Genomic DNA, 20,367 nt, shown 5'->3' with positions numbered 1-20,367 from the left:
CTCTACGAATGTTAACTGTTAATTGATAACTGTTAAATGATTAAAACAGCTCCTTGGCCACGCGCCGAATGCTTTCCGACTTGCCCATGGAGTAGTAGTGCAGGCAGGGCACGCCGTGGGCCATCAGCTCGCGGCTCTGGTTGAGGCACCACTCTATGCCCACGGTGCGCACGGCGTCGTTGTCGCGGCACTGGCTCACGGCCTCCACTAGGGTTTCGGGCAGGTTGAGGTAGAAGGCCCGCGGCAGCATGGTGAGCTGCGACTTGGTCGTGAGCGGCTTGAGGCCCGGAATAATGGGCACGTTGATGCCTGCTTCGCGGCACAAGCGCTCAAAGCGAAAGAATTCTTCGTTGTCGAAGAACATTTGGGTCACGATGTAGTCGGCGCCGCGGTCCACCTTGTGGCGCAGGTAGCGGATGTCGGAGTTGTAGTTGGGCGCCTCGAAGTGCTTCTCAGGGTAGCCGGCCGTGCCAATGCAGAAGTTGGTGGCCCACACGTCGTCCTGCTCCTGGTCGAGGTACTCGCCCTTGTTCAGGTTGGCTACCTGACCAATGAGGTCGGCGGCGTAGGCGTGGCCGTCTGGCTCGGGCTTAAACACGCCTTCCGACTTTATGGGGTCACCACGCAAGGCCAGCACCGAGTCGATACCCAGGAAGTGCAGGTCAATCAGGGCGTTTTCTGTTTCCTCTTTCGTGAAACCACCGCAGATGAGATGGGGCACAGTATCCACATCGAAGCGGTTTTTAATGGCCGCGCAAATGCCTACCGTGCCGGGCCGGCGGCGCACGGTTTTCTTCTCCAGCAAGCCGTTGGGGTGCTGGCGGTACACGTACTCCTCACGGTGGTAAGTTACGTCGATGAACGGTGGCTTAAACTCCATCAGTGGCTCAATATTCGAGAACAGCGTGTGGATGTTTTCACCCTTTTTGGGCGGCAGCACCTCGAAGGAAAAGAGCGTCTTGCCGTCGGCGCGCTCCAAATGTTCGGTAACTTTCATGGATTGTAGCGCGGACTTTTAGTCCGCGCATGGGGCTTAAGGCAGGTATTCTGTGGGATTCAAACGCGGACTAAAAGTCCGCGCTACTTCGGTTCGTAGTTCAGGTTGGGCATCAACCAGCGTTCCAGCTCGGCGGTTTCCACGCCTTTGCGTTGGGCAATGTCGGCCACCTGGTCCCGGCCAATTCGGCCCAGGCCGAAGTAGCGCGAGTCGGGGTGGGCGTAGTACATGCCGCTCACCGAGGAGGCCGGGTACATGGCCAGGTTTTCGGTGAGGGTGATGCCGGTTTTGCCCTCCGCATCGAGCAGCTGGAACAGGGTGATTTTCTCGGTGTGGTCGGGGCAGCCGGGGTAGCCGGGCGCCGGGCGCACGCCGCGGTATTTCTCCTGAATGAGGTCGTCGCCGGTGAGGTGCTCGTCGGGTGCATAGCCCCAGAACTCGCGGCGCACCCGCTCGTGCAGGCGCTCGGCAAACGCCTCGGCCAGTCGGTCGGCTAGGGCCTTCACCATGATGCTAGAGTAGTCGTCGTGGTCGGCTTCGAATTTCTCCAGCAGCTTCTCAATGCCAATGCCGGCCGTGACGGCAAAGCCGCCCATGTAGTCAGCCCGGCCTGAGTCTTTCGGCGCCAGGAAGTCGGAGAAGGCAATATTGCGAATGCCAGGACCTTTCTCGCCCTGCTGCCGCAACGTGTAGAACTCGGTGGCTACCGTGTCGCGGTTGTCGTCGGCGTAAATTTCTATGGTGTCGTGGCCCACGGTGTTGGCTGGCCAGAAACCCAGCACCGCGCGGGCCGTCAGCAGCTTCTCGTCGATGATGCGCTTGAGCATGGCCTGGGCATCTTCGAACAGCTTGGTCGCGGCTTCGCCCAGATTCTCGTCGGTGAGAATGCGCGGGTAGCGGCCTTTCAGCTCCCAAGTGTGGAAGAAGGGCGTCCAGTCGATGTACTCGGCCAACTCGGCGAGGTCGTAGTCTTCCAGCACTTTCGTGCCCAGAAAGGTTGGCTTGGTGATGGGCGTGGTAGCCCAGTCGGCCTTGAACCCGTTTTCGCGAGCGGCCTCAATGGTCAGGTAGTTTTTGTCGCGCTGGCGGCTGGCATAGTCGGCGCGCAAGGCGGCGTAGTCGGCGGCGACCGTTTCGGCATAAGCGGCTTCGCCCGAGCCGAGCAGGCCGGCGGCCACGCCCACGCTGCGCGAGGCATCGTTTACGTGCACCACGGCCCCGCTGTAGGCCGGCGCAATTTTTACGGCGGTGTGCAGGCGCGACGTGGTGGCGCCGCCAATGAGCAGGGGCACTTTCATGCCGCGCTTTTCCATGGCCTGGGCCACGTACACCATCTCATCGAGCGAGGGCGTGATGAGGCCGGACAGGCCGATTACGTCCACGTTCTGCGCCTGGGCTTCGTCGAGAATCTTCTCGAGCGGCACCATCACGCCCAAGTCCACAATGTCGAAGTTGTTGCAGGCGAGCACCACGCCCACAATGTTTTTGCCGATGTCGTGCACGTCGCCTTTCACCGTCGCCATCAGGATTTTGCCGGCGGTCTGGCGGTCGGCGCCGCGTTTGTCGGCCAGCAGGTAGGGCTCGAGGTAGGCCACGGCTTTTTTCATCACGCGGGCCGATTTCACTACCTGCGGCAAGAACATTTTGCCGGCGCCAAACAGGTCGCCTACCACGTTCATGCCAGCCATCAAGGGGCCTTCAATTACGTCCAGCGGGCGGTCCAGTTCCTGGCGGGCGGCCTCGGTGTCTTCGTCAATGAATTCGGTGATGCCCTTTACCAAGGCGTGCGAAAGGCGTTCCTGTACCGGCAGGCTGCGCCAGGCATCGGCCACCACTTCTACCTTGCCTTTCTGCTTCACCGTTTCAGCAAATTCCAGCAGGCGCTCGGTGGCGTCGGCGCGGCGGTTGAGCAGCACGTCTTCCACTAGGTCCAGCAGGTCCTTGGGTACTTCGTCGTACACCGCCAGCTGGTTGGGGTTCACGATGCCCATGTCCAGCCCTGCCCGGATGGCGTGGTAGAGGAAGGCCGCGTGCATAGCCTCGCGCACCACTTCGTTGCCGCGGAAGGAGAAAGAAATGTTCGACACGCCGCCGCTGGTGAGGGCGCCGGGCAGGTTTTGCTTAATCCAGCGCACCGACTCGATGAAGTCGACGGCGTAGTTGCGGTGCTCCTCCATGCCGGTGCCGACAATGAGGATGTTGGGGTCAAAAATGATGTCGGTAGCCGGGAAATCGATGCTCATCAGCAGGTCGTAGCTGCGCTGGCAGATTTCCTTGCGGCGCTCCAGCGTGTCGGCCTGGCCGTTTTCGTCGAAGGCCATCACCACCATTGCTGCGCCGTACTGGCGCACGGTGCGCGCCCGCTGCAAAAACACTTCCTCGCCTTCTTTCAGCGAAATGGAATTCACAATGCTCTTGCCCTGCACGCACTTCAGGCCCGCTTCCAGCACGCTCCATTTCGAAGAGTCTATCATCAGCGGCACCCGCGAAATGTCGGGCTCCGAAGCAATGAGGTGCAGGAAAGTCGTCATGGCCTGCTCCGAGTCGAGCATGCCTTCGTCCATGTTGATGTCGAGTACCTGGGCACCTTCCTCTACCTGTACGCGGGCCACGGCCAGGGCTTCCTCATAGGCGCCGGTGCGGATGAGGCGGGCGAAGGCGCGGGAACCAGTCACGTTGCAGCGCTCGCCCACGTTCACAAACAGGCTTTCGGGCTTGATGGCGAATGGCTCCAAACCACTCAGGTGGGTAGCCCGCGGAATTTCAGTCGGCAGCGGCCGCGGCTGGTACCGCTCGGCCAGCTTGCTCAGCTCGGCAATGTGCTGGGGTGTGGTGCCACAACAGCCACCCACCACCGTCACAATACCGTCCTTCAGGTAGTCTTCAACCAGGGCCGCAAATTCCTGCGCCGACTCGTCGTAGCCACCAAAAGCATTGGGCAAACCGGCATTGGGGTAAGCCGAAATGTGCACGTCCGAAATGCGGCTGAGCTCCTCCACGTATTGCTTCAGCTGGTTGGCACCCAGGGCACAGTTCAGGCCCACGCTCAGCAGCGGCAGGTGGCTGATGGAGTTCCAGAAAGCCTCCACCGTCTGGCCCGACAGTGTGCGACCCGAGGCATCGGTGATAGTGCCCGAAATCATGAGTGGCACTTGGCGGCCGCCTTCGTCGAAGAACTTCTGCACGGCATAGAGCGCCGCCTTGGCATTCAGCGTGTCGAAGATGGTTTCGATAAGCAGCGTGTCGACGCCGCCGTCTACGAGGCCGCGCACTTGCTCCAGATACGCAGTGGCCAGTTCGTCAAAAGTCACGGCGCGGAAGCCGGGCCGATTCACGTCGGGCGAGAGCGAGGCGGTGCGGTTGGTGGGGCCCACGGCGCCGGCCACGAAGCGCGGCTTGTCGGGCGTGGAATACTCGTCGGCTGCCTCGCGAGCCAGGCGCGCCGACTCGTAGTTCAGCTCATACACTACGTGCTCCAGGCCGTAGTCAGCCTGCGCGATGGTGGTGCCCGAAAAAGTGTTGGTTTCCACCATGTCGGCCCCCGCGGCGAAGTACTCGGCGTGAATGCCCTTGATGATATCCGGCCGCGTCAAACTCAGCAGGTCATTATTGCCCCGCAACGGCTTGGGGTGGTCGGCAAAGCGGGCGCCGCGAAAGTCCTCCTCCGTCAGCGGGTGGCGCTGAATCATGGTGCCCATGGCGCCGTCGAGAATCAGCAGGCGCTGGCGAAGCAGTTCGGGAAGGGGAGAGGGCGCGACGAGGGTGGCAGTGGGCATTTCTTTCGGGTTGAGTAACGGGCAAGCAGCGCGTATCCAGAAAGAAACCCGAACAATGCTGTTCGGTTCCGGCTGTCATCTTCTTTCACCAATATTGCGGTGAAACGGGAGTTGGCACCTACTCGTGGTAGGTTGCCAAGACGTCATCGGGCCCAGTCCCTCGGTCTTTCTGGATAGCAGCGTGCTGCGAAGATACAACGCGACACGTTTAGCCAACCAACTCAGCTTGCTCAACCGCTAAAGCAAAGCCCCAGCCGCCGCCGGATGGGCGATGGCTGGGGCCAGTAGTAGCATATTCAAAGCGGAGCTTAGTCTTTCCTGACGCAATTGGGAACGGTCTTGCCGTCCTTCTTTTTGGTGCCTTCTTGCTCGTAGCCTTTCCAGCAGGGGTCTTTCTTGGCAGTGCTTGCTTTTTTAGTCGGCATAACGGTAGGATAAAGTGAGAAAATAGAACGGCGGCTCCATAAAGAAATCAGCACATTGCCGCGGGTGGCGCGGCTTCTATTTCAATACGTAATAAGTTGACTGAGTGTTGATTTAGAGGGCCCACGCCGGCCACACGCTGCCCGCCGGAAACAGCACTGGCTCCGGGGGGAGCTCCAGAAAAGCGGTGGCCCCAATAAGCCCGGCCAAATCGCCAGAGCCGCCCACCCGCAGCGGCGTAGCCAGGCGTTGGCCTTCCTCGTCTATGGTCAGCCGCACGGGCACAAAGTGGGCTAGCTGGGGCTTAAAATTGATGTCGACGGTAAGCCTGGCGGGCGAAGGTTTTTCAACCGAAGAAATAGCTTCGGCGGGCTGCATGCAGGCACGCAGCCAGGGCCGCACGTAGCGGCAGGCCGTGAGAAACGTCGAAACCGGGTTGCCGGGCAGGCCAAATACCGCCGGCCCCGCGGCCTGTGCCCCAAACCACATGGGCTTGCCGGGGCGTTGGTTTACTTCGTGAAAGATTTCGACTACCGCCAGCTCCCGCAGCAAACCGGGCAAATGGTCGGCGCGGCCCTTGCTCACGGCCCCGCTCAGCACCACCGCATCGAAGCCCGCGCCCAGAATATTGGTCAGGCCTTGGCGGAGTGCGGCCAGCTCATCGGTGAGGTGAAACAGCGCCACTTCAGCACCCGTCTGGGCAAACAAGGCCTGCAACGCGTAGGCGTTGGAACGCCGAATCTGGTGCGGCAGGGGTGTTTCGTTGATGCCCACCAGCTCATCGCCGGTGCTCACCACCGCCACGCGGGCGGCACGGGTCACGCTTATCTCGGCCGCGCCGACGGTGGCCGCCACGGCCAACTCGGCCGGGCCGAGGCGGGTGCCCGGCGTGAGTAAAACATCACCCCGGCGGCGGTCGGCGGCTTGGCGGTGAATGTTGACGCCGGGGGCATCGGGCGGCGGTATTTGGATGATAGCGCGGTTACTTTCCAGCTGAATGTCCTCGTAGCGCACCACCACGTCGGTGCCGGGGGGGAGCACGGCGCCGGTCATCACCTCCACGGCCGCCTGGCTGTTTTGTAGCGGCTGGGGCGGTGCGCCGGCGTATTGGGTGTGCTCGATGATGAACTCCGTCTGGCCACCGGCCCAGGCGGCGTGCACCACAGCGATGCCATCCATGGCTACCCGGCTGAAGGGCGGAAAGTCGCGGTCGGCCACAAGATTTTCGGCCAGCACGCGACCCAGGGCTTGGGGCAGGGGCACGGTCTCGGGCGGCAGTGGGCGCACAGTGGCGAGCACGCGGGCAGAAGCTTCGGCAACGGAAAGCATGGAGTGATGGGGGGTGGAACGAAGGGGTTAGATAGCAACCAAGGACTCATCAGTAGCGCATGGTTTTGCGCCGTGCTACAGGCCAATCCTAATGTTGCCGGCCTATGGTATTAGCCGGTCCTCACGCAATTTGGCAAACAGGTCGAAGAAGGATTCCTCGGTGCGCTGGTAAACTGCGAAACCGCGCTGGCGGCTGTTGGCCATGTCGGTCATCACCTCGATAGGCCGGCCCAGGTCCAGGTCGGTGTGCCAGGGGGAAGCCAGGCGGCTCAGGTCGGGCTCGGTGAGGTTGTGTCGCGCGGCAATGTCGCGCCAGAGGGCCGCATCTGCAGCCATTTCGGCCTCCAGCGGGTGAATGGTGCCGTCGAAGCCCACGGGCTCTATCCCGAACCAGTCGGCCAGTTTTCCCCAAAGCCAGCTCCAGCGGAAAATATCTCCGTTCACGATGTTGTAGGCCTCGTTGCGGGCGGCCTCGGTGGTGGCGGCCCACAGCAGCTGCTTGGCAATAACGCGGGCATCGGTGACGTCGGACAGGCCTTCCCACTGCGCCTGCGAGCCGGGCCAGCGAAAGGGCCGGCCCGTTTCCTTGCAGATGCTGGCGTACACGGCCAGCGTCGTGCCCAGGTTCATGAGGTTGCCCACAGCCTTGCCGATGATGGTATGCGGGCGGTGAATGCTCCAGGTAAAGCCGTCGCGGGCCGCCGCAGTGTATACTTCGTCTTCTTGAGCGTAGTAGAAATTATCGAGCGCCAGCCGGGGCTGCGACTCGCGCAGGGGTGTGGGCGGCGGCACGCCCCCACTTACGTAGGCCTCAAACGGCCCCAGGTAGTGCTTCAGTCCGGTGACCAGGGCCACGTGCTGCACCGACTTCTTCGGGCCGAGCACCGCCAGCAGGTTGCGCACCATGGCGCTGTTCACGCGGATGTTTTCGGCTTCGGTATCGTTGCGCATCCAGCTGGTGATGAAAACGTGCGTGGGGGCAAGGTCGGCCAGGGCTTTTTCCAGGCCGGGCACGTCGAGCAAGTCGGCCGCTACGGGCTGCAAACCGGCAATGTCTGTGCCGGGCTTGCGGGCCAGGCCGTAGGTAGTCCACTGATTGGCAAGAAGCTCTTGGGCCAGGTTGCTGCCGATGATGCCGCTGGCACCAACGACTAAGGCGGTATTGGTCATGATGAAATTATTGGCTGCGTGCAGGGCTGGGGCCCGCACATGGTATCTGGGTTGTGTGTTGCAAACGTATTTTCTGAGCGCCGTGGCCGGAAATCCCCCACTAGGCGCCATACTTTGTGGCTAAACAACCGGCCACCTCAATTGGCTGTTAGCAACTCCAGCGCCGCCGCGAGCAAGCCCGAAACCCGCGTTTTTTATTTTGCAACGCCAACGATGAAGCGCCATCGTGCGTCTTAACCTCCTATGCTAACAAAGAACTTCACCCACGTCAACGCCGCCAATCAGCCCACCATGGTCGACGTGGGAGCCAAAGCGCCCACCCGCCGCGTAGCCCGCGCCCGCTGTCGCGTCGTGCTCGGCCCTGAATTGCTGGCCCGCGTGCAGGCCGGTGAAATGCCTTCGCACAAAGGGCCGGTGCTGCATACGGCCATCCTGGCGGGCATTATGGGGGCCAAGCGTACGTCGGAGCTTATCCCGCTGTGCCACCCGCTGGGACTCGATGACTGCAAAGTCACCATCGAGCCCGACGGCCCCGACGCCCTGCGCGTGGAGTGCACCGCCGTGGTCACGGGCCGCACCGGCGTGGAGATGGAAGCCCTGACCGGTGCCACCGTGGCCGCCCTCACCATCTACGACATGTGCAAGGCTTTTTCGCACGACATTACCATCGATAGCGTGCAGCTTGTGGAAAAAACCGGAGGCAAGCAGGACTTCCATCGGCCCGAAAATTTGTAATTTCCACCATGGACAGTCTTACAACCTCGACCGCAAAACGCACCAAACACGCCGCCCTGGCCCGGCCCGACATAGGCGAATTTGGCCGGCACGAAATAGCCATTCTGGGTGCGCCCTGCGGAGATATTCAGACCTTAGTAGCGCAGCTGCTGCCGCACTTGGCGCCCGCCCTGCGCGTGGCTTATGTCGATGCCGACCACGCCAGCGGGGATGCCTCCGAAGCTTCTGCAGCAGCCAGCGCACCGGCAGCGCGCCCCATGCCTTATGTGGCAGAAGGTGGCCTCTCAGCCGAGCTGGTCGATAAAATCACCTATCGCCAGCTCAACCTCACCCGCGCCCTCGACCGCTTTACCCAGCCCGAGCTGCTGGCTCACGAAAGCGTGGTGCTGGTGAATGGCAACCACTTCCGCGCCCGTCAGCAGGTGGTGATTGTAGACCCGCGCAAGCCGCTCGACAAAAAGCTCGACCGCCTCACCGACGTCCGCCTCATCTTGCTGGCCGACGGCCAAACCGACCTGCCCACCGTGCTGACCCAGCACCTGAGCGAGGCCCCGCTGCCGCCCGTGCTGCGCCTGGCTGAGGTCGCCAAAATCGCCAGCTTCATCCGGCAGTGGTACCTGCTGGCCGCGCCGGTGCTGCGCGGCCTGGTGCTGGCCGGCGGTCGCAGCGAACGCATGCAAACCGACAAAGGCGCCCTGCACTACCACGACCTCGACCAACGCCAGCACACCGCCGCGCTGCTCGGCGAGTTTTGCCCCGACGTGCGTGTGTCCGTCCGCCCCGACCAGGCCGCCGACCTCCCCGCTGGCCTGAAGCCCCTGCCCGATACCTTCCTCAACCTCGGCCCGCTGGGGGGCGTACTGTCCGCTTTTCAGGCCGACCCCAACGCGGCGTGGCTGGTGCTGGCCTGCGACCTGCCCTTTCTCACCCGCACCACGCTGGAGTATCTGGTGACCAACCGGCAGCCGGCCCGCGCCGCCACTGCCCTGAAAAGTCCTTGGAATGACTTCCCCGAGCCGCTGGTCACTATTTGGGAGCCGCGCAGCTACGGGCAGCTGCTGCGCTTTTTGGGGCTGGGGTACTCCTGCCCCCGCAAGGCGTTGATTAACTCCGATATCGAGCTGCTTGCCCCGCCCGTGCCCGAGGAGCTGCGCAACGTGAACACGCCCGAGGAGCGGGCGGCGGCGGAGCGTGAGCTGGGGTAGTGGACTGTAGTGGCAAAAAAAGATGAGTGAGCAACCTAGGCTCGATTTCTTGCATCTGCCTGGTTGATGAAAAACTGCTACCTATCTCTTGCGCTGCTACTGGGCTGCTGCGGTATCGCTTCGGCCCAGGCGCCAACCACGCCGTCAAAAAGTGAGGCGGTGTACAAAGCCGACCAGGACACCGCTTTCCGACGCGGCTCCAGCATTGCCCTCGATAACCTGACCGAGCCGCAAATTGAAAGCCTCGCGGTGCTGGGCCGGGTGTGGGGCTTTGTGAAATATTACCACCCCGCCGTGGCCCGGGGTGAGCACAACATGGATGCCGCTATGCTGCGGGTGCTGCCCCAGGTGCTCGAAAGCAAAAACGCTGCAGCTCGCAACCAGGTCCTGAGCGCCTGGGTTGCTAGCTTCGGGCCGGTGCCCGCTTGCAGGCATTGTCCCGAACCGTCTCCCGACAAAATCCGCCTGCAGGCAGACTTGGCCTGGCTGCAGGACAAAAAGCAGCTTAGCAACGCCCTCAGCCAGCAGCTGGTCTACTTGCGCCAGAACCGCAACCAGGGTGAGCATTACTACGTGCGCCCCGCCCCGGGACCCGGGAACCCAGTTTTTCAGCATGAATACTCCTACGCCACACCCGAAACGCCTGATGCCGGCCTGCGCCTGCTGTCCCTGTACCGCTACTGGAACATGATTGCCTATTTCTTCCCCTACCGCTACGCCATCGGGGAAGACTGGCAGCAGGTACTGCCCGAGTTCATTCCGCAGTTTGCCGCCGCCCGCACCGATGAGCAGTACCGGCTGGCGGCGCTGGCCATCATTGCCCGCATTCACGACACGCACGCCAATATTATTGGCGGCGATAAAATCTTGAACACTTACAAAGGCACGCTCCACGCGCCAGTGCAAGTGCGCTTCGTGGAAGGCCAGGCCGTGGTAACGGACTATTTTCATGAAACCCTGGGCCCCGCTACTGGCCTGCAAAAAGGCGACGTGGTGTTAACCGTGGATGGCACTAAAGTAACCGACCTGATAAAGGCCCGCCAGCCAATAACCCCCGCCTCGAACGAGCCCACGCAGCTGCGCAACATTGCCCGCGACCTACTGCGCGGCCCCACCGACAAAGTGACGTTGCTGGTGCGCCGCGACGGCCGCGACTTTCTGGTGCCCGTAGCTCGCGTGCCCGCCGCCCAGCTCAACCTGGCCCTGAACAACGGCACACCCGACCCCCAAGCCCCGGCCTGGCGCCTGCTGCCCGGTAACATTGGCCTGCTGACCATGGGCACCCTGCGCAAAGCCCAAATCCCGGGCATCATGCAAGCGGCCAAGGAGACTAAAGGCATGGTCATCGACTTGCGCAACTACCCGGCTGAGTTCGTGGTGCTTGACCTGGCGCCGTATTTGATGCAAAGGAAAACAGAATTTGTACGTTTCAGCCAGCCGGTAGTCACGTATCCGGGCATGTTTGAGCACCGGCAGGGCCCGACCTTATGGGCCAGCAAAGGCCCAGCTTATGCCGGCAAGGTGATTATTCTGGTGAATGAGCTGTCGCAGAGCCAGGCCGAATACACCACCATGGCATTCCGCACTGCGCCCGGGGCAATGGTGGTGGGCAGCACCACTGCCGGGGCTGATGGCAACGTGTCGGTCATCCCGCTGCCTGGCAACATCAACACCTGGATTAGTGGCATTGGCGTGTACTACCCCGATGGCCGCGAAACCCAGCGCATCGGCATTGTGCCCGATGTAGTGATAACCCCCACCATCCAAGGCATCCGCGACGGGCGCGATGAGGTGCTGGAGAAAGCTGTACAGCTGATTGAGGGAAAATAATTTTTGAGTCCCTTGCCCAATCATCGTGTGTTGGAGCTGCAATTCTCCTGACTGCTAGCCAATAGTTTAACTTTTTGAAAACGTGCCCGGCTATTCTCATAGCCGGGCTTTTTCGTAGGAGGTGGATAAATTCACCCAGCTTAAAAAGCGCGCATATAGCTCAGCTTGGCACACTTTTCGAATACAGCCGGCTCGAGTATATTTTCACTACCCACCACTCACATGAAAAAATCTGCATTTTTTGTCGCTTCCTTACTTGCCACGGCGGCTATCTCTTCAGCCCAGGCCCAGGACGTTCGTTTGGGTTTGCGCGCCGGTGCCAACTACTCCAACCTGGCCGGTAACGTTAAAAACGAAAACACCTTCAACAACAAAGTCGGCTTCCTGGGCGGCGTAATGGTCAACATCCCCGTGCTGGCCGACGGCTTCCTCTCGGTGCAGCCCGAAGTGCTCTACTCGCAGAAAGGCTTCGAAAACAAGCCCACCGAATACACCGGCCTGCTGGGTGCCAAGCAGAAGCGCGAAGGCAATGTGAATTATAATTACATCGACGTGCCGCTGCTGCTGAAAATCAACGCCGGCGGCTTCATTGCCGAGGCTGGTCCGCAGTACTCCTACCTGCTCGGCGCCAACGACGAAACCAAAACCACCACCACGCCGGCTCTGGGCGGCTCGCCCACTACCACCGAATCGCAGAACAAGCGCGACGTAAGCGGCCTCAACCGCAACGAGCTGGGCTACGTGGCTGGCGTCGGCTACCAGGCCAACAGCGGCCTGAGCCTGAGCCTGCGCTACACCGGTGCCTTCAGCGACTTCGTGAAGAGCGACAATAACACCTACTTCAACGGCGACCTGAAAAACGCCCGCCACTCGGCGTTCCAGCTCTCACTGGGCTACCTCATCGGCAGCAAGTAAGAACGATGTAGAGACGCAATATTTTGCGTCTCGGCATTGAACGATAATGCCCAAATCGTGCGGCTGCCAAGACGCAAAGTATTGCGTCTCTACACCCCGATAAAAAAGCCCGGCTCCTCAAAAAGAACCGGGCTTTTTTATTCGAATCAACGGCTAAGGATGCGCGGCTACCCACTCTGTGCCATCCTCGTATTCCTCGCGTTTCCAGATGGTGACCACCTGCTTGAGCGTGTCGATAATGAATTGGCAGGCGGCGAAGCTTTCGGCGCGGTGCGGCGTAGCCACTGCTACCACCACGGCCACGTCGCCGAGCTCCAGGGTGCCTTTGCGGTGTATCACGGCCACTTCCTGCAGCATAGGCCAGCGCTCCACGGCCTGGGCCACCACGTGGCCAAGCTGAGTGAGGGCCATGCTGTCATAGGATTCGTAGTGCAGGCGGCGCACCGGGCGGCCGCCCGACTGGTTGCGCACCGTGCCAATGAAGGCATTGACGGCGCCCGCGGCATCGGTTTGCACGGCGGCCAGGGCGGCCGCTACGTCTATGGGTTGGTCGGTGATGGCGAGGTAGGGCGTCATGTGGTAACGCGGACTTTTAGTCCGCGAGGCAGGTATTATAAAATATAACAGTTGTTCACGCGCGGACTAAAAGTCCGCGTTACTTACCCTCCAGCAACGGGAGGGATGAGGGCGATTTCGTCGACCGTGTGCAGGGGCTGGTCGTTGCTCGCATATTCGTTGTTTACGGCCACAGCGCAGCTGCGCAGTTCGCCCAGGGCCGGGTACTGCTTGCGCATTTCGGCCAGCAGCTCGCCCACGGTGGTGGGAGCGGGGGCCGGTAGCTCAATGACGGACGTGCCCACTATGTCGCGGGTGATGCCGTATAAGGAGACTTTTAAAGACATATCTTTCGACGTAAATTTTGGGCGAAAACCGGTGAAATCCGGCGTTTGAGGCCCTTGCTGCGTTTGGTACTTGAACACCTTTGGTTCCGGCTGGGTTTAGCGCAAGCCGGCTGTCTTACGTACATCCCGACAAATTTGGTGATAAACGTGCTACCAACTGCCCCATCTGCGGCCACCAACGTGGCGTCTACTCTCTACGACCAGCACGGCCGGCCGCTGGAATACCTGCGCCTGGCTGTGACCGACCGCTGCAACCTGCGCTGCTTCTACTGCATGCCCGAAGAAGGCATCAAGTATATGCCCAAGCACGCCCTGCTCAGCTACGAGGAGATGCTGCGCCTGACCAGCCTGCTAGCCACCTTGGGCGTGCGCAAAGTGCGCCTGACCGGCGGCGAGCCCTTTGTGCGGCGCGACCTGGTGCCGTTCATGGAGCGCCTGGCCCAGCTGCCCGGCATCGATGACATTAGCCTGACCACCAACGGTGTGCTCACCGCCCCGCACGTGCCCGACCTGGCCCGCCTGGGCGTAAAAGCCGTCAACCTCAGCCTCGATACCCTGGACCGCGCCCGTTTTGCCAGCATCACGCGGCGCGACGAGCTGCCGCGTGTCATGGACACGTTCTATGCGCTGCTGGAGGCCGGCATTCAGGTGAAAATCAACGCCGTGGTGATGGACGGCCAGAACATCGACGACCTCATTCCGCTGGCCGACCTCAGCCGCGCCCTGCCCGTTGATGTCCGCTTTATTGAGGAAATGCCCTTTAACGGTGGCAGCCACGAAGCCGGGCCGGCCTCGCTGCCTTGGAACCACGTGCGCATTCGCCAGCACCTGGAAGAGCACTTCGGTGCTCTTACGCCCGTAGCCATGGCCGCTGGCGCCACTGCGTCGGACTATACCATTGCCGGCCATCTGGGCCGCGTGGGCATCATTGCAGCCTATTCGCGCACCTTCTGCGGCACTTGCAACCGCCTGCGCCTCACGGCCGAAGGCGGCATCAAAACCTGCCTTTACGACCAGGGCGTGCTCGACGTGCGAGCCCTGCTGCGCGGCGGCGCCAGCGATGCCGAGATTACGACGGCGCTGTCCACGGCCTTCCGCTACCGCGCGGCCAACGGTTTCGAGGCCGAGCGGCAGCGGCCCCTGCACCAGCTCAGCTTCGAGAGCATGGCCACCATTGGCGGGTAGCAAAATCTGGGCGAGTGCCGTACTTGCGAAGAGTGGCATCGGCTGCCACGGCTTCACTCATGAAAATTCTGCTCCTCGTTTTTAGCATTGTTCTGGTGCTCTATGTGGCCTTGTGCTGCGTGCTGTACTTCAAGCAGGAGAGCTTGCTGTTTTTCCCCAATCAGCTGCGGGCCGACTACAAATTCCGCTTTTCCGGCGACTTCGAAGAGCGCTGGATTGCTACCCCGGACGGCACCCGGCTGCACAGCCTCCTGTTTCGGGCGCCGCAGTCCAAAGGCTTGGTGTTCTACCTGCACGGCAACGGCGGTGCCCTCGACAGCTGGGGCGATGCCGCTGCTACCTACACCCGCCTGGGCTACGATGTGTTCATGCTCGACTACCGGGGCTACGGCAAAAGCGAGGGCAAAATCACTAGCCAGCAGCAGCTTTTGAGCGATGTGCAGACTGCCTACCAGCAGTTGCTTCCGGAATACCCCGAAAGCCAGACCGTGATTCTGGGCTATTCCGTGGGCACAGGCCCGGCTACCTGGCTGGCCGCTCAGCAACGCCCGAAATTATTGATTCTGCAGGCGCCCTACTTCAGCTTGCGCGACTTGGCCACGCATCTCTACCCGTTTGTGCCCGGCTTTTTGGTGCGCTACCCCTTGCCCACCAACGAGCTGATTAAGCAGGTAAAGGCGCCCGTGGTGCTGTTTCACGGCGACCACGACGAGGTAATTTACTACGAGTCGTCGCTCAAGCTAAAGGCGCTGCTCAAGCCCGAAGACCGACTGATTGTGCTGCCAGGCGAGGGGCATAACGGCATGACCGACAGCCCGCTGTACCAGCGCGAACTGGCCAAGCTGCTGTAAAACACAGTCTCGAGTCTCGCTTATTGGCTGGCGGCAAATGCCGCCTCTACCAGGAGCAGGCGAGTGAATACAAGAGCCTCAATCCGTAGCAAACCACAATACCCAGTAGTTGCAGTATAAGCTGTTACTTCTTGAGGCTGCTGATTTTTTATAAACTTGTTATTATTTATTCTGGGTATAATATCAACTATTTAAGTCTATTGTATCTACCTACGGTTATATCTTTGCTATGATTCGTTATTGGTATTTTTCTTAGTCTATGACCCTAATCTACCCATCAATTATTTCTGGTACTAAGCTGAACAATCCTCCCGAGCAACAAGGGGATAAAGAGCCTTCAACGGAAGAACAGATTGCAGAATTACAGCGGGCCCTGGCCGAAGCGCAGGCTGAAATCCGGTCGCAGAAAGCCCTGTTTACCGCGATGGTAAACGCGCTGCCCGGAGCCGTGGTGCTTACCAACAGCGAAGGCCAGCCTCTGGCGGCCAATCCTGGGTGCCGCGACTTGTTTGGCTTGGTGTCACCCCCGGCCGGCGAAGGTCAGTCCGACCAGTTCCTAGACATTGCGGACGCTATTAAGGAGCAATTTCAGGACCCGGCGGGCTCGCTGACCCGACCCACGACCGTCACGGCGACCGGCCAGGCCGCCTGGAACGAGGAGTTTATTTTGTTGGATGGACGAGTAGTGGAGCGCGACTATCTCGTGCTCGACGACGAAGACCAACGCCACTTGGTGAGCTACCGCGACGTGACCAAGCGGCACGAGCGCACGGCCCACTACGAGGCCCTGGCCAAAGCCCTGGAACAGCGCCTGGCCGACCAGCAGGACTTCTACCAGACCATTCTCAACAACCTGAAGGTGGAAGTGGTGGCCTTCGACGCCGAGCACCGCTATCAGTTCATCAACGCCCATTGCTTCTCCGACCCCGCCCTGCGCGCCTGGGTTGTGGGCAAGGACGACTTTGAATATTGCGCCTACCGCAACCGGCCGATGGAACTGGCCGTGAAGCGCCGCGAAGGGTTTGACCAGGCGGTGAAGTCGCGCACCGAAACCAGCTGGGAAGAAACCCTGTCTTCGTCCAGCGGCCCCCGGCGCATGCTGCGGCAGTGCATCCCCGTGTTTGCCGCCGATGGCTCGCTACGCATGGTGGTGGGCACCGGCACCGACATCACCCAACGCTGGCAGGTGAAGCAGAAGCTGGCCGAGCAGCGCGCCTTTTACGAGTTCACCCTCAACCAGATGCCCTGCGACGTAGCCGTGTTCGACGCCCAGTTCCGGTTTCTGTTTGTGAACACCAGCAGCATTGAAGACCCTGACGCCCGCGAGTGGATAGTGGGCAAAGACAACTACGAATACTGTGCCCGCTACGACCTGCCGGTGACCCTGGCGCAGGAGCGAGAGCGCCACCTGATGCAGGCCGCCCAGCAGCGCCAGCTGGTTACGTTCGAGGAAAACTCCCGGCACCCCGACGGCCCCCGCTACCAGTACCGGTGCCTGCAGCCCGTGTTCCACCCCGACGGCACCCTGCACCTGATTGTGGCCTACGGCATCGACATCACCGAGCGCGTGGTGACCGAGCAGCAGCTGCGCCACGCCAAGGTGGCGGCCGAGTCGGCGGTGCGGGCCCGCGAGATTTTCATGGCCAACATGAGCCACGAGATTCGCACGCCCATGAACGCCATTCTGGGCATGAGCCAGCTGCTGGCCAAAACGCCCCTGGCCCCCGACCAAGACAGCTACCGGCAGGCCATCACGACTTCGGCCGAACACCTGCTGGTTATCATCAATGACATTCTCGACCTCTCGAAGCTGGAAGCCGGCAAGATGGTGCTGGAGCGCATGGGCTTCGATGCCCGGCAGCTGCTGAGCGAGATAGAGCAAACCTTGCGCTACAAGGCCGAAGAAAAAAGCCTTTGCCTGGATGTGCTGGTGGAAGACGACGTGCCAGCCGTATTTCTCGGCGACCCCTACCGCATTCGGCAGGTCCTGTTAAACTTGGCCGGCAACGCCATCAAATTCACCGAAAGCGGATGCGTGAGCATTTCCTGCGATTTTGTGGCTGGCCCCGACCCGGGCAGCGGCAACGTGGTATTTGAAGTAGCTGACACGGGCGTGGGCATCGACCCGGAGTTCGTGAAGAAAATTTTCCAGGAATTCAGTCAGGAAGACTCGTCGGTGACCCGCAAGTTTGGCGGCACGGGCTTGGGGCTGAGTATTTCGCGCAACCTGTTGCAGCTCATGGGCAGCGACGTGGAGCTGGAAAGCGAGAAGAATAAGGGCACATTGATGCGCTTTGTGCTGCACCTGTCCGTGGGCTCGGCCCACGACCTGCCGCCCAAAGAGGTGCTGCCGCCAGACAGCCCCATTCGCCAGGGCCTGCGCAACAAGCAAGTGCTGCTGGTGGAAGACAACCGGTTCAACCGCCAGATTGCCAAAACCTTCATGAGCCACGCCCACGTGCAGGTGACCGAAGCCGAGCACGGCGCCATGGCCGTGCAGCTGGCTCAGAAGCACAGCTACGACCTCATTTTGATGGACATTCAGATGCCGGTGATGGACGGATACGCCGCCGCGGCCCAGCTGCGCCAGCAGCTCGGCCTGACCACGCCTATTGTGGCCCTCACGGCCAATGCTATTAATGGAGAGCGGGATAAGTGCTTGGCCGCGGGCATGAACGATTACCTCACCAAGCCCTTTAAGGAGGAAGAATTGCTGCGAACCATCAGCAAATGGGTGCTGCCGCACGGCGCGGCCGGTTCCACGGTGGCTTCGCTGCCGCTGGTGCTGCAACCAGCGCTGGTTGCCAAGACCAAGCTGTACCATGTGGGCGAGCTGCTGGAAGCGGGGCAAGGCGACGAGTCGTTTGTCGAATTCATGCTGCAAACTTTTGTGGAGAGCTGCGAAGAGGCCTTGGAGCAGCTGAGCCAGGGCCTGGACAACGGCGACATTAAGCTGCTCAGAACCGCAGCCCATACCCTGCGGCCCAGCCTCGTGCATTTGGGTGCGCTGCACATGCTGCCCCCGGTAGAAGCCCTCGACCAATGGCATGGCGGCTTCGACGCGATGACCCTGCCGCCGCTGGTAGAAGCGCTGGCGCTGCTTCTGCGTGAGATAATTCTGCAAATCAAGATGGATTTGCAACACCAGCAACCTTTGCACTAAGGCGGCACTTTTGCGAGCCTTCTTCCCAAAGCTGACCAGAGAAAATTGGAGTAAGACCCCCGGGGCGGCAACTTCCTGCCGCCCCGGGGCGTTGGGGGAGCTTGTGTTTTGTGGTATCGGCGCCGGGCAGGGCTCGTTGCGCCGAGTGGATAGTGTGATTTATGATTTCGTTGACTGCAACTGCGCGGCCCATTTCCCGGAAGGCCCATCGAGTGGCCGTGGGGGCTTTGTTCTTTCTGTTGGGCTTGTGCTTTGCGAGCTGGGCCTCGCGCATTCCCAGCATCCAGCAGCGCATGGGTGTTTCCGAGGCGCAGCTGGGCTTGGTGCTCTTGGCGCTGCCCATTGGGCAGCTGCTCTCGCTGCCGATTACCGGGTGGCTGGTGGCCAAGGAGGGAAGCCGCAAGGTGGTGATTTGGGGCGTGGTGCTCTACGCCGTGGCACTGGTGGGCCTGGGCTGGGCCAACAACCTCTACCAGCTGCTGCCGTGCCTGATGCTGTTTGGCGTGGGCGGCAACCTCACCAATATTTCGGTGAATACCCAGGCCGTGGGAGTGGAGCGGCTGTATAAGCACAAGCCCATCATGGCCTCCTTTCACGGGCTGTGGAGCCTAGCTGGCTTTGTGGCCGCCGCCATGGGCTCGTTTATGATAGGCCGGGCCGTGCCCCCGGGCGTGCATTTCATCCTGATTGCGCTGCTGATTGGAGCTGGCCTAGCGGTGAGCGCCGGCTACACCGTGCGCGAAGATTCTAACGTCGACCCCAACCAGCCCATTTTCGTCAAGCCCGACAAGGAGCTGCTGGGCCTGGGCGCTATTGCTTTCTGTGCACTCATCTGCGAGGGCGCCATGTTTGACTGGAGCGGCGTGTACTTTAAGAAAGTAATTCAGGCCGATAAGGACTGGGTAGGAGCGGGCTATACGGCTTTTATGAGCACCATGGCTCTGGGTCGTTTTGGGGCCGATAAGCTGGCTGAGCGGCTGGGAGCCCGGCGCGTTATTCAGCTGTGCGGCTTGCTCACGGCTACCGGCCTGACCATTGCGGTGCTCCTGCCCACGTTGGGCACGGCGATAGTAGGCTTTTTGCTGGTGGGCTTTGGCACCTCGGCGGTGGTGCCGCTGGTGTACAGCGCGGCGGGCCGGTCCACGCACATGTCGGCGGGCATGGCCCTGGCTTCGGTTTCTACCATCGGCTTTTTGGGTTTTCTGTTGGGGCCGCCGGTTGTTGGCATGGTGGCCGGGGCCACTAGTCTGCGGGTGTCGTTTCTGCTGATTGCCTTTATGGGTTTGTGCGTGTCGGCGGTGGCGAGCCGGGTGCGGGTGTAGTTGGGCGGGGCGGGCAGGGAAGAAGGAAACCAGCCTGTCATGCCGGGCGGAGCCGAGGCATCTCGCCCGCATCGTTCACCGATTGGAGTAGTATTGCACGCGAGATGCCTCGGCTCCGCTCGGCATGACGTTCTTTCAAACACCTTTTAACAACCCAATCCAAACAACCAAAACCCATCTAGCCCTATGGAAGACACCCAATCCGCCACCAAATACACTTGGGAAGACATGCCCAAAGAGCAGCTGTCGGACCAGCTGTCGCGCCGCCTCATTACTGGCAACGACATGATGCTGGCTCACGTGTACCTCAAAAAAGGCTGCATTGTGCCGCTGCACAACCACATCAACGAGCAGATAACCTACATTCTGGAGGGCGCCCTGCGCTTCCACATCGGGTCAGAAGATGGCGAGGAAATCATCGTGCGGGCGGGCGAGGTGCTGCACATTCCTTCCAACGTGCCGCACACGGCAGAGGCGCTGGAAGACACGCTGGACGTGGACATTTTCAGCCCGCCCCGCCAGGACTGGTTGGACAAATCCGACGACTACCTGCGCCAGAAGTAG

15 protein-coding genes and 1 riboswitch are annotated in these 20,367 nt (G+C 61.1%); of the genes, 9 read left to right on the top strand and 6 right to left on the bottom strand.

Features of this window, described 5'->3' with window-relative positions:
- Nucleotides 1-40: 40 nt before the first annotated feature.
- From metF to BMZ66_RS21000, 4 genes are all read right to left on the bottom strand, one after another.
- A complete protein-coding gene (metF, locus tag BMZ66_RS21015) occupies nucleotides 41-997 on the bottom strand; it encodes a methylenetetrahydrofolate reductase [NAD(P)H] (protein ID WP_092678084.1) in 957 nt (318 codons plus the stop codon).
- 83 nt (nucleotides 998-1,080) lie between these two features.
- The gene (gene metH / locus BMZ66_RS21010; RefSeq protein WP_092678082.1) at nucleotides 1,081-4,773 is read right to left on the bottom strand and encodes a methionine synthase; all 3,693 of its coding nucleotides are present in this window, start codon (nucleotides 4,771-4,773) and stop codon (nucleotides 1,081-1,083) included.
- A 72-nt stretch (nucleotides 4,774-4,845) separates the two neighbouring features.
- Nucleotides 4,846-4,953: riboswitch (SAM riboswitch) on the bottom strand.
- A gap of 357 nt (nucleotides 4,954-5,310) precedes the next feature.
- Nucleotides 5,311-6,525: a molybdopterin molybdotransferase MoeA gene (locus tag BMZ66_RS21005; RefSeq protein WP_092678080.1), complete on the bottom strand. Its 1,215-nt coding sequence runs from the start codon at nucleotides 6,523-6,525 to the stop codon at nucleotides 5,311-5,313.
- Nucleotides 6,526-6,627: 102 nt separating this feature from the next.
- Entirely contained in the window at nucleotides 6,628-7,695 is a 1,068-nt protein-coding gene (locus BMZ66_RS21000; protein ID WP_092678205.1) for an SDR family oxidoreductase, read from the bottom strand.
- 243 nt (nucleotides 7,696-7,938) lie between these two features.
- Between BMZ66_RS21000 and moaC the strand changes: the two genes are divergently transcribed.
- The 4 genes from moaC to BMZ66_RS20980 all read left to right on the top strand — a co-directional run bounded on the left by moaC (nucleotide 7,939) and on the right by BMZ66_RS20980 (nucleotide 12,380).
- Nucleotides 7,939-8,430: a cyclic pyranopterin monophosphate synthase MoaC gene (gene moaC, locus BMZ66_RS20995; protein WP_092678078.1), complete on the top strand. Its 492-nt coding sequence runs from the start codon at nucleotides 7,939-7,941 to the stop codon at nucleotides 8,428-8,430.
- 8 nt (nucleotides 8,431-8,438) lie between these two features.
- Nucleotides 8,439-9,635: an NTP transferase domain-containing protein gene (locus BMZ66_RS20990; RefSeq protein WP_214607041.1), complete on the top strand. Its 1,197-nt coding sequence runs from the start codon at nucleotides 8,439-8,441 to the stop codon at nucleotides 9,633-9,635.
- 66 nt (nucleotides 9,636-9,701) lie between these two features.
- The gene (locus BMZ66_RS20985; RefSeq protein ID WP_092678076.1) at nucleotides 9,702-11,465 is read left to right on the top strand and encodes a S41 family peptidase; all 1,764 of its coding nucleotides are present in this window, start codon (nucleotides 9,702-9,704) and stop codon (nucleotides 11,463-11,465) included.
- A gap of 222 nt (nucleotides 11,466-11,687) precedes the next feature.
- Nucleotides 11,688-12,380, top strand: coding sequence for a porin family protein (locus BMZ66_RS20980; protein WP_092678074.1), 693 nt, complete (start codon nucleotides 11,688-11,690; stop codon nucleotides 12,378-12,380).
- Between the two features lie 153 nt (nucleotides 12,381-12,533).
- On the opposite strand, the gene BMZ66_RS20975 is transcribed toward BMZ66_RS20980, so the two are convergent.
- On the bottom strand, nucleotides 12,534-12,956 hold the full coding sequence (locus BMZ66_RS20975; RefSeq protein WP_092678072.1) for a molybdenum cofactor biosynthesis protein MoaE: 423 nt from the start codon (nucleotides 12,954-12,956) through the stop codon (nucleotides 12,534-12,536).
- A gap of 83 nt (nucleotides 12,957-13,039) precedes the next feature.
- Complete coding sequence (locus tag BMZ66_RS20970) at nucleotides 13,040-13,282, bottom strand: MoaD/ThiS family protein (protein WP_092678201.1); 243 nt, start codon at nucleotides 13,280-13,282, stop codon at nucleotides 13,040-13,042.
- Between the two features lie 147 nt (nucleotides 13,283-13,429).
- Between BMZ66_RS20970 and moaA the strand changes: the two genes are divergently transcribed.
- The 5 genes from moaA to BMZ66_RS20945 all read left to right on the top strand — a co-directional run bounded on the left by moaA (nucleotide 13,430) and on the right by BMZ66_RS20945 (nucleotide 20,367).
- Nucleotides 13,430-14,467: a GTP 3',8-cyclase MoaA gene (gene moaA / locus BMZ66_RS20965; RefSeq protein ID WP_234795193.1), complete on the top strand. Its 1,038-nt coding sequence runs from the start codon at nucleotides 13,430-13,432 to the stop codon at nucleotides 14,465-14,467.
- 59 nt (nucleotides 14,468-14,526) lie between these two features.
- A complete protein-coding gene (locus BMZ66_RS20960; protein WP_092678070.1) occupies nucleotides 14,527-15,318 on the top strand; it encodes an alpha/beta hydrolase in 792 nt (263 codons plus the stop codon).
- Nucleotides 15,319-15,577: 259 nt separating this feature from the next.
- On the top strand, nucleotides 15,578-18,481 hold the full coding sequence (locus BMZ66_RS20955) for a response regulator (RefSeq protein ID WP_092678068.1): 2,904 nt from the start codon (nucleotides 15,578-15,580) through the stop codon (nucleotides 18,479-18,481).
- 161 nt (nucleotides 18,482-18,642) lie between these two features.
- Entirely contained in the window at nucleotides 18,643-19,803 is a 1,161-nt protein-coding gene (locus tag BMZ66_RS20950) for an MFS transporter (protein WP_092678066.1), read from the top strand.
- A 186-nt stretch (nucleotides 19,804-19,989) separates the two neighbouring features.
- Nucleotides 19,990-20,367 (top strand): cupin domain-containing protein, encoded by a 378-nt coding sequence (locus tag BMZ66_RS20945; RefSeq protein ID WP_092678064.1) that lies wholly within the window; start codon nucleotides 19,990-19,992, stop codon nucleotides 20,365-20,367.

It is taken from the genome of Hymenobacter arizonensis (genome assembly GCF_900115775.1).
GTDB lineage: Bacteria > Bacteroidota > Bacteroidia > Cytophagales > Hymenobacteraceae > Hymenobacter > Hymenobacter arizonensis.
This window is presented reverse-complemented; position numbering and strand designations above follow the sequence as displayed.